The sequence below is a fragment of the Corynebacterium sp. HMSC055A01 genome, from assembly GCF_001809405.1.
GTDB lineage: Bacteria > Actinomycetota > Actinomycetes > Mycobacteriales > Mycobacteriaceae > Corynebacterium > Corynebacterium hesseae.
Genome location: NZ_KV797598.1, coordinates 73389 through 85377, shown reverse-complemented (window position 1 = coordinate 85377; position 11989 = coordinate 73389). Strand labels below are relative to the sequence as shown.

The window sequence follows — 11989 nt, the reverse complement described above, 5'->3', positions numbered from 1 at the left end:
AAAAGCTGTACATTTCCTGTGCACCCTGAACTGGGACGATACTTGGAAGACTAGCTTTGGTTAAACCACCGCTCCGCAAAGATATGACCCCGGTCGTGCGGGTTCTCCGAGTGCTCCTCGGCTGGCCCCTGAGATGTCTCCTCTGCTTCTTGCGCATCGAAGGATTCTGGCTGGAACTCGTTCGGGATTTCTTCCAATCCATCCACCATGGCATCCCCCTCGGTGGGATGCCCCGGCAGGATAACCTCCATGCGTGTTCCACCGTCCGCGGAATCCTTAATGGTGATCTCTCCATTGTGCCGCTCGACGACGGATTTCACGATGGCCAAGCCTAGTCCGGAACCAGGCATTGCACGAGCTTCGGCCGAACGGTAGAAACGCTCAAACACCTTGTCGCGCTCCTCGGGCGCGATACCGGGGCCCGAGTCATCCACACGCAGGCGCACCTTGTCCTCTGCCACTTGCCGCATGGAAACGCGCACGGTACCCGTCGGCGGCGACCACTTCGCGGCGTTATCCATGAGATTGAGCGTGGCACGCCCCAAGGCAAATGGGTCACCATCCAACATCCACGGAATAAACCTCACGCGGAAGTCCACGTCAGGGCGCCGGCGCTTGGCACGATTAAGGGAATTTTCCAGAACCTCGTGCAGCTCGACCGGTTCCGGTTCCTTCTCAGTGGCATCTTCGCGTGCCAAGTCCACGAGATCACCGATCAGGGTCGACAACTCCGACATCTGCGCCATCACGTCGTCTTCCAAATCACGACGATCTTCCTCGCTGATGCCAAATCCGCCGCCGGATTTATTCAGCATCATGAGGAGCTCGATATTGGTGCGCATGGAAGTTAGCGGCGTCTTCAACTCGTGGCCGGCATCTGCCACGAACTGCGATTGCTGCACGCGCGCATGCTGCAGGGCAGACAGCATTCGGTTGAAGGACACCGTCAGCTGCGACATCTCGTCATTGCTCTCCACCGCAATCGGCCGCAAGTCATTAGTCTGCGTCACATAATCTGTCGCGCGCTTGAGGCGCGCGATGGGTTCCATACCGGTCTTGGACACCACCATTCCCGCGAAGACGGAAAGCAGCACGCCGAACGCCACGATGATGAGCAGAGCCGAACCCACCGCGGAAACGATTTCCTCGGTCGGTCCTAGGTCCTTAGCCAGGACTACCGTGGTCCCGCCGTCCTCATGCTTAGCCAGCACGCGCTCCCCGCCCAAAGTACGGATGGAGCTTTCCATAGTGTCCCCGTCGGGCTTAAAATCGCCGCCCACGGGCAGTGCGTCACCAAATGCAAACGCCGCCGACGGTGGGGAGATTGAGATTCGAGTCGAGGGGTTATAGAGCTTGAATGAGGAAATTTCCTGGTCGATGTTCTCCACAAAGGCCGGATCCTGCGCCTGCTGTATGAGTACGTCGGCTTGCTGCATAATCTGCTTATCGACGCTCGCCGTCATCGACGCCGCGACAAGCCAATAGGTCACAAACGTCATTACTGCCACGGAGAAGGCGACAACAACGCCGGTAACCAAAGAAAGGCGCCACCGAAGCGGCGCCCGTGAAACCCAGCCGCGTCGGCCTGAGCGGCCTAACCACGCAGTGGTATCCAGGTCTTCAGAAGGCACCGCATCAGGCGCGGGCCTCCGCAAAATCACGCGATAGCCTCCCTCATGACATAGCCAACACCGCGCACGGTGTGGATAAGACGCGGCTCACCATTCTCCTCGGTCTTTTTGCGGAGATAGCCAATGTAGACTTCAAGCGCATTTCCGGAGGTGGGGAAATCATAGCCCCACACTTCTTCCAAGATGGTGTTGCGGGAGAGCACCTTGCGGGGGTTCTCCATCAACAAGCGCAAGAGCGCAAACTCGGTGCGGGTCAGGGAAATTGGACGGTCGCCGCGAGTAACTTCACGCGTATCTGCATCAAGCTTGAGGTCCTCGAAGCTTAGCTGCGTCTCAACCGGCTGCTTCGTCCCGATGGAGTCCGCAGCGGCACGCCGAACCAAAGAACGCACGCGAGCCAAAAGCTCCTCCAGAGCGAATGGCTTGGGCAAGTAATCGTCGGCGCCCGCATCGAGACCTGCAACGCGATCGGACACGCCATCACGAGCCGTCAGCACGAGAATGGGGCGGTCCCAGCCTTCGCTGCGCAGGGTGCGGCAGACTTCAAGGCCGTCCATGTTCGGCATCATCACATCGAGGATCAGTAGCTCGGGGTTATCACTGTGAACCATCTCGACAGCCTGAACGCCATCGGCGGCCAACACAACCTCGTAGCCATTAAACTTCAGGGAGCGCCGAAGCGATTCACGTACGGCCTGCTCGTCATCCACGACAAGAATCTTCATAATCTCAATTATGTCCTATCTAGGACGTTTTCACGAAGTAGGCCGCATTCTTTCGCCCCCTTATACCCCCTTAGGCCGCTGGTTTCCCCAAAAAATTCAAGGCCGCCTCGGCGGCCCACGCCTTAGCAATCATGGAGAGCTGCGAGCGCGCACTACATACACACGACAAAAGCCCCGAAGATTCACTCAAAGCGGTGAATCTTCGGGGCTACAGTCACAGACTGAAGACCTGAGAGGCCTTAGAACTGCTCGACGTCAACCAGGCCGAGCTTTGCAGCCTTGACCAGGCGGCGCGGGATGCGCACGGTCTGACCGTCGATGGTGACTTCCTGGAGGGCGACATTGTCAGCCTTCCACTGGGAACGGCGAGAGTGGGTGTTCGCGCGGGACTTCTTAAACTTAGGAGTTGCCATCTTTTCCTATCCTCCTTACGCGTTCTTCTTCTTGCGGCGAGCCATTGCACCGAAGCGCTGGTTGAACTTCTCAACGCGGCCAGCGGTATCCATAACGCGCTGCGCACCGGTCCAGAACGGGTGGGACTCAGCGGTCACGTCGACGACGATGAGCGGGTACTCGTTGCCGTCTTCCCACTCAACGGTGCGCTCGGAGGTAGCGGTGGACTTGGTCAGGAAGGAGTGGCCGGTACCGGCGTCCTTGAAGACCACCGGGTGGTAATCCGGGTGGATGTCTTTCTTCATATGTCGATTCCCTCAGGGTTGAACTACGGGTCGGTTCCTTCCGTGACGCGTGAGAGCATGAAAGGATCGTGCCCGAGTTGGGTCTCTATACTTACAAACGTGCGGCTCGCGCCGACAACTTGAAACATCCTACAGGCCGCAGGCATCAAAATCGAAATCGCCGCAGTTCATACTCCTCAGAGCAACGCAACGGCAAGCGAAAACAATCACCCCGCCAGCACCTTCGACGGAAATGGCGCTTGGATAATAGGTATCAAAGCCGGGTTGCACGACAGCGGTGATTAGGTTCTACAGGCCGCGGCATGTAAGATTTCCCCTTGCTGTTGTCAAAGTAATCGTTTTACGCCCCATCAACTGGTGTTCAACGGATTAAGCCTCCTGCTCAACCTCACTTTTTAGAGCGCCGCGCCTCACCGCGGATATAGGCACTCCGTTAGTCGCTTTCGATGTGGGCGGCTAGGAGAAAGAAGACCCATGTCGGCTATTTGCCAGGTAACGGGCCGCAAGCCGGAATTCGGCAAGCAGGTCTCGCACTCGCACCGCCGCACCTCGCGCCGTTGGAACCCCAACGTGCAGCGTCGTCGGTACTACCTGCCCTCTGAGGGCCGTACCATCACCCTGAATGTTTCCACCAAGGGCATGAAGATCATCGACCGTGACGGCATTGAGTCCGTCGTGGCCAAGATTCGCGCACGTGGGGAGAAGATCTAAAGATGGCACGTAATGACATTCGTCCAATCATCAAACTGAAGTCCACTGCGGGCACCGGTTACACCTACGTGACCCGTAAGAACAAGCGCAACAACCCGGATCGCATCACCTTGAAGAAGTTCGATCCGATCGTCCGCAAGCACGTCGAATTCCGCGAGGAGCGATAATTTATGGCTAAGAAGTCAAAGATCGCCAAGAACGAGCAGCGCAAGGAAATCGTCGCCCGCTACGCGGAGCGTCGCGCTGAACTCAAGGCAATCATCAAGAACCCGAACACCCCGGACGAAGAGCGCCTCGAGGCGCAGTTCGAGCTGAACCGTCAGCCGCGCGACGCCGCTCGCGTCCGCGTCCGTAACCGCGACTCCGCCGATGGACGTCCGCGCGGTTACCTCCGCAAGTTCGGTCTGTCCCGTGTCCGTATGCGCGGCATGGCTCACCGTGGTGAGCTGCCGGGCGTTCGCAAGTCCAGCTGGTAAAGGGGTACCCATACAATGGCTGTCAAGCGTAATAATCACAAGAAGTTCCGTATGGAGCAGACCCGTCGCCCGAAGAAGAACCCGCTCAAGGCCGAGGGCATTGAGAAGGTTGACTACAAGGAGATCAAGACCCTGCGTCTGTTCATCTCCGATCGTGGCAAGATCCGCTCCCGTCGCGTCACCGGTCTGACCCCGCAGCAGCAGCGCCAGGTTGCTACTGCCGTCAAGAACGCTCGCGAAATGGCTCTCCTGCCGTTCACGTCCCGCTAAACACTAGCTGGTTTCAACAGCGCACTTTTGCCGCTGTACTCGTGACTCACTAGGACAGGACAAAAGAGCTTTTAAGCCGCCGCCTACCTCCCCGTTTAAGGGGCACGGTAGGCGGCGGCTTTCGTTTTCCGCCTGTCCTCTTGGGGATCGTGCACCGCACCTGTCTTACTCAGAACTGGCACCCCCGAGTGCTACATTGAAGGGTTAGAACGCCCCTGATGGAAAGGGAACTTAAGCCTTTATGCCACTGCACGAATCACTCACAGACCTCAGCGAACTCGCTACCCACTGCCAGTCCCCCGCCCATGCACGCGGCTTGTTGGAAGAAGCGCAGGATTTGGTGCGCAACGCTACCGCCCACCGGGGAGACGGTGTGGAACTCGCTGCGTGGTTTTCTCGCGTGGTCACGGACATCGTCCGTTCTCCAGGTCTCGCCAGCCCGGTTCGCCTCACCGGCGCCGCTGCCCGCGGCGACCTCCTCCCCTCACTACCCATCACGTGGTTAGGCACTGACGAGCAGCTCGAGAAGCTCATCACCGAGGCCGGCTTGACCTGCGGCGCGGTACAGGATTGCGCATCAACCCGTGCCGATGCTGGCCTCCCACTAGGGTCTGGCGGCGAGGAGGAGCTCTACGCCGAGGCCGTGTCACAGCGCCCAGCACCGCTCAAGCTCGTGGATGGGCTTCCCGATCGTTTAGCCGATGTGTCCATTCGTTTTTCTTTGCTGGCGCCCGTTTCTGCCATCGCACGCTGGGCAGCACCAGCGCCCCGCCCCACCCAAGACCGTCTCGCCATCGGCGTGGAGCGTGAGTTGCTCACCACCGCGGAGGCGGAGGGCTTGAGCCTTGCTTGGGGCACGGGCATCGCGCTGGAGTTGGGACGGTGGTACGAGGGCGTCGTCCAGCACAGTGTCGTGCTCGGGGATCTGCCTCCACTGGACCGCACCGCCTATGGATCGGCGTGCCGCACAGTCTCCGCTGCCTTTGAATCCATCATGATTCGGCACGGTAATGTGGTTAGCAGTAGTGAAAGCTGAGCTTTAGCAATCGCCGTTTGCGGCGGAGTGTACGATTACTGATTTGCCGTCAGTTATTACATGAACATTATCGAAGGGAGTCCGCCTCATGGCAGGTAGCGTTGGCAGGCCACGGAAGAATAGCCCACGCCGCCGGGGTAACACCGCGCGCGAAGAAATCCTGGATGCCTCATCCGAGCTTTTTACCACCCAGGGTTTTGCTACAACTTCCACGCACCAAATTGCTGATGCCGTCGGCATCCGTCAGGCTTCGCTGTACTATCACTTTCCTTCGAAGACCGATATCTTCCTCACCCTGCTGAATTCCACCATCGAGCCCTCGCTGGAGCTCGCGGATGAGCTTGCGGCCTCCGATGCCGCGCCGGCGCAGCGCCTGTGGTCACTGGTAGCAGCCGAATCTCGCCTGCTTTTGACCTCGGCGTGGAACGTCGGCCGCCTTTATCAGCTGCCGGTGGCTAATTCCCCCGAGTTCGGTGAATATCACGAGCAGCGCGACCGCCTCAAGGATCACTTCCGTACTGCCGCCGCAGGAATTGTGGGCGCGGACGATCCGCGCATCGAGCTCCCCTTCCACATCGCGCTCTCCGTCATTGAAATGCGCCCCAATGATGGCAACGCACCGTTTGATGCCTCGCAGCGCGTGCCGGAGCAGTCCGCCATGCTTGCCGACGCCGCCCTAGCAGTCCTCGGCGCCACCCCTCCCGACGATGCTGAGGCGACCACCCTGGAGCTGCTCAAGAACCGCAACGACTCTATTTCTTCCGCCGCCGCGGCCGCCGCGGACCGCAAGAGGTCGGCCCGCTAGCGGCCGTGTCGAATGGCGTAGTGCGCCAAGAAGGTCTTATAAGGCTTGTAGGCCTTTTCGCCGTCAGCGCGGAGGTTATCGACGAGGCGATCCATCTTGTGGTTCGTCTTCTTTTCGGTCCACCCCAGCGCCTCAGCAATGTCGCGCACCGAGGGGATATCGGCGTCGGTAGAACCCGGTTTCTTGAGGTAGCTGGCTAGCTGGCGCAGCAGCTCTTCTTGCTCATCATTGGGCACGTGACGGGTGCGTGTGCGCTCTTCATCGACGTCCTGCTCGCGCTTGGTACGGCGCGAATAGTTGCTGTTTTCTACGTCGATATACAGCTCGTAGGGGCATTCTGGCGTCTCAAAGGTAACCCTCGATGGCCCTGGGGGTACCGCCGCGACCGAGCGGGGGCCGAGGTCAATGCGCGAAAATCCTTTGACCCCGCGCAGCTCGATGCGCAGAGGGATATGGCTACCCACGTTGCAGATCATCCATCCCTGGCCGCCATACCACAGCTGGAAGAGTTGGCGGTGCAGGCTGAGGTCCTCCTCACCCACCCGGAAGTCACCGGCGCGGCCGACGATGACTTCCTCACCCGGGGAAATAACCTTCACGCCGCCGATCAGGTCATCGATGCGCAGCCTGGGCCCCCGCGGTGCGTTCTGTGGCGGGCGTGGTTGTTGCTGGCTCATAGACACCTCCGTAGGGCTGGACAACTCGCGCTCTTCGCCGGGTATGTCGGCGAGGCGCCTTCAAACAGTGCTCTTCAGTGTAGCGGCATTCACTTTGTTTCGGCGTGCTAAGCCACACCCCACCTCAGCTGGCGCTAGGCCACGATAGCCCACGTCACTAAGAAAATAAGGATGATGACCACGACGGTGACCGTGATGATGAGGGCATTGGAAGTATCCTTCGCGGCCGGCTTGCGGGTTGCCCGTTGAGGAGTAGACCGTCGTTGCACCGTAGACCCTGGCATCGCCGGGGTAACTGGTGTGGAGGGTGACACGGTTCCCGAAGACGCGATCGGATTAGAGGGAGCGACGAAGCCAGTTGGCCTTGCCCGATCCATGGACCCAAAGGAGGCGGAGGGCTCCGGCCAACGCTGGGGTGATTGCCCCTGTTGGCCAAACTGTCCCGTCCGCGCAGTGCTTCGTTCATTCCGCGGCTGCTCTGGTTGCGACGAAGGCTGCGGGGCTGGGGCGCCGCGCAGGGCTGGGGCGCTACGCGGGGCAGAGGAAGTAGGGCCGGAAGCGGGCTGGGAGGGGCGGGAACGGGAGACGTCGTCAAGCGCGGCGATGAAGTCCTGGGCCCGCGCATAGCGCTGCATGGGCACGCTGTTGAGCGCCTTGTTCAGCACGGTCTGTGCCTCCGAGGCAACGCGAGCAGTGTCTTCTGCAAGGAATACGGCGAAGGCATCGCTGGACAGATCCGGGATACGGCGCTGTCCTTCCCACTCGCTGCGCGGCATCGTGTCCTTGAGGTGGTGAAGCGTGAGCATCTCGAAAGCGATAAGCGCCAGCGAGTAATCGTCCGCGCGCGCCGACATGTCATCATCACCATAAGCATGGCCGTTATTCTCTGGGGCCAAATACTTTTCGGTACCCACGATGTGACCGACCTTGGTCAGGCGCGACTGGCCTTCTTCGATACTGATCCCGAAGTCACTCAGCACAGCCGGCGGCAGGCTGCCCGGGTTTTTGCGCAGCAAGATATTGGCGGGCTTGATGTCCCGATGCACCCACCCGGGGTGCAGCTCGTGGTGCATATAGTCCAGCGCCGCGGCAATCGGTTTGAGGTAGTACGCCACCTCGGCGACCGTAAATCCCCTCCCCTTGTTGGCTCGTTCCCGGATCGCCTGCGCTAAGGTTCCACCGTCGATGAACGCCATGACCATCACGTCATCCCCGCGCGGCGTCGACTCCTTGGAATAGAACTGAACCACCCCCGGGTGGCTACCGATCCTGGTGAGAGCCTTCATTTCGTTGTGGAAACGGGCTCGAGAGGCCTCATCCCGAACATCATCCAGCAGCACTTTAACCGCGAGCTCACGGGACAGGTCCGGATCGGTTGCATGAAAAACCTGCCCCATGCCGCCCTCGCCCAGCAGGTACACGGTGGTATACCGCTTTTGCTGGGTAAGCCATTGCACGAAGTAGGAATTAGTCACCGCCCCATTGCACCATATGCATAGCAAGGCTTGAGGTTGCCATGTCCCATCGCCCCCAAATGGAGGGTGCTACCCCGCAGTTCCGTCTGGTTGTGCGGAGCCAGATATGCTACCTGTAGTTCTCTACTGTTTTCCAAGGACCCTATGAGCACCCCAGGATTTGGCACTAACCATTACGCGCATAAGCCCCCTACGCCGGCGTCGGGCCAGACTCAACGGCCCCAGTCAGAGCAGCGCAACCTCGTTCCGATCATCTGCGCCATTGCAATCCTTATCGCACTGCTGATTGCCGGAATCGTGATTTGGAATGATGTCCGTTCCACCAGCCAGGCAAGCCCCGAAGCCGGCAGCGCAACGGAGCAGGAACCCACCCGCGTAGGCGGGGCTGCGCCGGAGGAAACGGCCGCAGAAGAAGGAACAGCTGACGACGAGGAAGCTGCTGGCGACGAGGAAGCCGCTGATGAGCAGGCGCCGGAGACTTCTCTCAATCCTGATGCTGCCGATGTCCCCGAAGGACTCACCGCGGCCGGATGGTCCGACTACCCAGAGGCACGCTGCCAGCAAGGCGAGAACATGGTTTTCGCTGCTCATGGTACCGATCCCGTTTCCCACATTGTGGTCTGCGAAAAGCAGGACTCCCTTTTCTACCGCGGAGTCTGGTCTAGCGGTGCTGCCTTTGGTCCGGCGCGCGGTGAGGGAAGCTCCTTTAGCGCCACAATCCTCGATCCCACCAGCGGGGATGACACCGGCTCCGTGCTCAACATCCGGGGTACGGACTATGACATCGACGGGGAGGCCGGAAAATTCGAGGACTACTGGCCTCACTAGGAACCGCACTAGGGCTTTTAGACAGCTCCCTGCTGGCATCCCGCGTCCGGCCACTCCACCTGAGCGGTTTCTAATTGCCGGGCTAGTCGCGTCAGCATCTGCTGGGCTTCGCCGTAATCACCGGATGGTGCTGCGGCATAAATTGCCACCGCCACCGTGTGTCCACCTAGCGTGATAAGCCCCATCTGACGGGCCTCATAGGAACCGTCCTCGGCAGGCCCCCAACCGCCCTTCACCACCGCCCCGTCTAGGGTGCGAAGGCCATACTGCTGTGCCGGATCAACGTCACCCATGGCCGCGAGGATAGGATCAGCGCCTTCCTGACATCCCAGCGCAGCGACAAATTCCGCTTGCTCGGACACCGGCCACTGCGTTTGGCCGAAAGCGCTAAACCCTGGGCGCGGTGGTGCGGCGGGGACGGTGGCCGTTCCGATGATTTCCTGGGTAGCCTGTGCAGCCTGCGCTCCCCCGCCGAGAGCTTCCCAGAGAGAATCTGCTGCAGCGTTATCGGAAAAAGTAATTGCCCTAGACACAGCATCCGGATCCGCCACCCCGGCGCGTTCGGCGGCGATGGCCAGGGGGACTTTCGCCGTGGACCATGCGGGCCGCGGGTCGGTGATTCCCGCAGCAGCGACGGTCTGTGACCCAGCCACCGCAATTCCGGTTCCCGGGTTGTCGGCGGCGATGGCGTCGACGGCTTCCTGAAGGTCGGTGGCCTTAATCACGGATGGTTCCTTGTCGCGGATGGAATCAGGGGCAGGACTTGCGGACGAGCCGGATCCAGAATCAGGAAGGGAAGGCTGCGGGCTGCTTGCTGGAGCACTTGGTTCCGGCTGAGAGACGTCCCCGATGGTGCAGGCGCTAAGCGACGCCACCGCGATCCCCACCAACGCTGCCAGTGCCGCAGGCCGGCGCCGCGGGCGTTCATGCGTGCGGTCTGGGCGTGTTCTGAGTTTCATCGTTGATCGCCTACGTATTAGAGGATGTATACAACCGCGTTATTGCCGCCAGTGCAGGTCACATACTCGCCGTTATCGGAACAATCCATGGTGTAGAACAGCTTGGTCTTCGGGCTAAAGGCCCTAATCGTGGCGTCAAACTCGTGGGTATCGACGTAGTGTTTGACGTATTCATCGCGCACGGAGTTGGCGAACGGCTCCGTCGTCACCTCAGTGCCGCGATAGACACTGTTGAAGTTGCCGCCGGGCTCGTTGTTACGCGCGGCGTCGTTCGCCGGGATAGCGCCCGCGGGCAGGTCAGGGTGCTCGGGGCGCTTCTGCGCCTTGGAGGTCGTCGTAGCCTCCTCTGAGGTCTTTTCAGGCTCCTCCGCAGCTGAAGTGCTGTCTTGTGGCCCCTCATTCTGCTCGGTGAGTTGGGCAGAGGTCTGGGGCGATTCAGCCTGGGATCCTGAGTCAGCGTGTTTAAAGAAAATGAGGTAGGCCAACGCGGCAATAACGAGGATTACTGCCAGGATCAATACACCGATGAGCACAAGCTTTCCGGAACTAGAGGAACCATGGTTTCCGGCATCGTCCTGTGCATAGGAATTCGCATAGGCAGCCGGCTGCTGATCGTACTGGCCAAATCCGTCCTGCGGCGCCGCCTGGGGCGGGAATTGTTGCGTGGGGAATTGCTGCTGCTGAGGATACTGGCCCTGGGATCCGGAGGGAGCAAAAGGATTTGAGTAGTTGTGCTCACCCGATTGCGAGTAGCCCGGACTATTTCCCATGTTTTGGGGGTATTGCTGGGGCTGTACTGGGCGCTGTTGTGTTGGCGGGGCTTCAAAATCTGCGGTTTCCGGGTGGGTTTCTTGATGAGAAGGCTGTGGCTGGCTGCCGTTTCCCTGCTGGGGATGCGCGCCGAATCCATGATTGCGATCTGAATCAGTCACCGAAGCCTCCGTAGATCGTGACGTTTGCAAATGCCAATAGGCGTTTTCTATCTGTCCTATTTTTGCACAGTCACAATTCTCTGCGCAGCGTTTACGTTTTTACTCGCGCTTTGCACAGTGTGTACTCTGCTGTGCTGCCAGCACTTCCTGCCCCACTGGGGAGTATTCCCACGAGCTTCCATTGAAGTCCCCACGGACGGTGCTCGAGGGTTTAGATTGTTAGAGGTATCTCGATGCTCTAACTTCCTGTGCACGGAAAGGTTGCTGATCTCCCGCCATGTCATTTCCTACTGGTCCTTCGGGCACCCCTCCACGCAACTCCGGTTCCTCCGGCTTCGGTTCACCTGCTCCCGGGTTTGGCCGCCCGGGCCATCCCGGCGGCACGAATGGTCCGAGCGGCGGATTCGGAAGCACTCCCCCGTTCGGTGGGCACCCCGCTAGCCCCGCCCCGCAGCCGTTCAGTGGTGGCGCGCCAACACCCCCAAATCCACCCCAGCCCAACTCTTATGCCGCTCCTACCCCGCCGAAAGGCACAGGGCGCTTCAGCGGCGCCATCGCGGCGCTGATTGCTTTGCTCCTCATCCTGGCTGTCGTCCTTGGCATCGGCGCGTGGTTTATCTGGGGCCGCGAATCATCCGATACGGAGCAGACTGGTACAAGCTCCGAGCCAACCTCGACGGCCGCGCTTGCGACCACGCCTATGACCATCACGGGCGCTTAAGAAACTGAGATCACAACTGCCCTAGCCGCCAAATCTAGCGCTTCC

Annotated in this window: 16 protein-coding genes; 8 read left to right on the top strand and 8 right to left on the bottom strand. The window is 60.0% G+C overall.

Going from position 1 to position 11989, the window contains the following annotated elements; translation table 11 throughout:
• Positions 1-50: 50 nt before the first annotated feature.
• The 4 genes from HMPREF2604_RS12900 to HMPREF2604_RS12885 form a co-directional block, all read right to left on the bottom strand.
• A complete protein-coding gene (locus HMPREF2604_RS12900) occupies positions 51-1661 on the bottom strand; it encodes a HAMP domain-containing sensor histidine kinase (RefSeq protein WP_083299260.1) in 1611 nt (536 codons plus the stop codon).
• Positions 1658-2356 carry a response regulator transcription factor gene (locus HMPREF2604_RS12895; protein WP_070563351.1) on the bottom strand — a complete coding sequence of 233 codons (699 nt, stop codon included), beginning with the start codon at positions 2354-2356 and terminating at the stop codon, positions 1658-1660. Before HMPREF2604_RS12895 ends, HMPREF2604_RS12900 begins: the two co-directional genes overlap by 4 nt.
• Before the next feature lie 239 nt (positions 2357-2595).
• Positions 2596-2769, bottom strand: a complete 174-nt coding sequence (rpmF, locus tag HMPREF2604_RS12890) for a 50S ribosomal protein L32 (protein ID WP_010187615.1) — start codon at positions 2767-2769, stop codon at positions 2596-2598.
• Between the two features lie 15 nt (positions 2770-2784).
• On the bottom strand, positions 2785-3054 hold the full coding sequence (locus HMPREF2604_RS12885) for a type B 50S ribosomal protein L31 (protein ID WP_070520710.1): 270 nt from the start codon (positions 3052-3054) through the stop codon (positions 2785-2787).
• 474 nt (positions 3055-3528) lie between these two features.
• Between HMPREF2604_RS12885 and rpmB the strand changes: the two genes are divergently transcribed.
• The 6 genes from rpmB (at position 3529) to HMPREF2604_RS12855 (ending at position 6352) form a co-directional block, all read left to right on the top strand.
• On the top strand, positions 3529-3765 hold the full coding sequence (rpmB, locus tag HMPREF2604_RS12880; protein ID WP_005279911.1) for a 50S ribosomal protein L28: 237 nt from the start codon (positions 3529-3531) through the stop codon (positions 3763-3765).
• A 2-nt stretch (positions 3766-3767) separates the two neighbouring features.
• Positions 3768-3932, top strand: a complete 165-nt coding sequence (gene rpmG, locus HMPREF2604_RS12875) for a 50S ribosomal protein L33 (protein ID WP_010187624.1) — start codon at positions 3768-3770, stop codon at positions 3930-3932.
• Between the two features lie 3 nt (positions 3933-3935).
• The gene (gene rpsN, locus HMPREF2604_RS12870; RefSeq protein WP_010187625.1) at positions 3936-4241 is read left to right on the top strand and encodes a 30S ribosomal protein S14; all 306 of its coding nucleotides are present in this window, start codon (positions 3936-3938) and stop codon (positions 4239-4241) included.
• 15 nt (positions 4242-4256) lie between these two features.
• Positions 4257-4511 carry a 30S ribosomal protein S18 gene (gene rpsR, locus HMPREF2604_RS12865; RefSeq protein WP_010187626.1) on the top strand — a complete coding sequence of 85 codons (255 nt, stop codon included), beginning with the start codon at positions 4257-4259 and terminating at the stop codon, positions 4509-4511.
• A 241-nt stretch (positions 4512-4752) separates the two neighbouring features.
• Positions 4753-5547 carry a hypothetical protein gene (locus tag HMPREF2604_RS12860; RefSeq protein WP_070563349.1) on the top strand — a complete coding sequence of 265 codons (795 nt, stop codon included), beginning with the start codon at positions 4753-4755 and terminating at the stop codon, positions 5545-5547.
• 88 nt (positions 5548-5635) lie between these two features.
• A complete protein-coding gene (locus tag HMPREF2604_RS12855; protein WP_070520700.1) occupies positions 5636-6352 on the top strand; it encodes a TetR/AcrR family transcriptional regulator in 717 nt (238 codons plus the stop codon).
• Here the strand turns inward: HMPREF2604_RS12855 and HMPREF2604_RS12850 are convergent.
• Complete coding sequence (locus tag HMPREF2604_RS12850; protein ID WP_118781208.1) at positions 6349-7029, bottom strand: DNA-binding response regulator; 681 nt, start codon at positions 7027-7029, stop codon at positions 6349-6351. The genes HMPREF2604_RS12855 and HMPREF2604_RS12850 overlap by 4 nt on opposite strands.
• Before the next feature lie 134 nt (positions 7030-7163).
• Positions 7164-8504 carry a serine/threonine protein kinase gene (locus HMPREF2604_RS12845; protein ID WP_070563346.1) on the bottom strand — a complete coding sequence of 447 codons (1341 nt, stop codon included), beginning with the start codon at positions 8502-8504 and terminating at the stop codon, positions 7164-7166.
• Between the two features lie 144 nt (positions 8505-8648).
• Between HMPREF2604_RS12845 and HMPREF2604_RS12840 the strand changes: the two genes are divergently transcribed.
• Entirely contained in the window at positions 8649-9332 is a 684-nt protein-coding gene (locus HMPREF2604_RS12840; protein ID WP_070563343.1) for a hypothetical protein, read from the top strand.
• A 17-nt stretch (positions 9333-9349) separates the two neighbouring features.
• On the opposite strand, the gene HMPREF2604_RS12835 is transcribed toward HMPREF2604_RS12840, so the two are convergent.
• Both HMPREF2604_RS12835 and HMPREF2604_RS12830 read right to left on the bottom strand, forming a co-directional pair.
• Positions 9350-10291: a hypothetical protein gene (locus HMPREF2604_RS12835; protein ID WP_246818432.1), complete on the bottom strand. Its 942-nt coding sequence runs from the start codon at positions 10289-10291 to the stop codon at positions 9350-9352.
• A gap of 17 nt (positions 10292-10308) precedes the next feature.
• On the bottom strand, positions 10309-11223 hold the full coding sequence (locus HMPREF2604_RS12830; protein ID WP_070565715.1) for a hypothetical protein: 915 nt from the start codon (positions 11221-11223) through the stop codon (positions 10309-10311).
• A 277-nt stretch (positions 11224-11500) separates the two neighbouring features.
• Between HMPREF2604_RS12830 and HMPREF2604_RS13790 the strand changes: the two genes are divergently transcribed.
• On the top strand, positions 11501-11944 hold the full coding sequence (locus HMPREF2604_RS13790; RefSeq protein WP_246818431.1) for a hypothetical protein: 444 nt from the start codon (positions 11501-11503) through the stop codon (positions 11942-11944).
• Positions 11945-11989 lie beyond the last annotated feature (45 nt).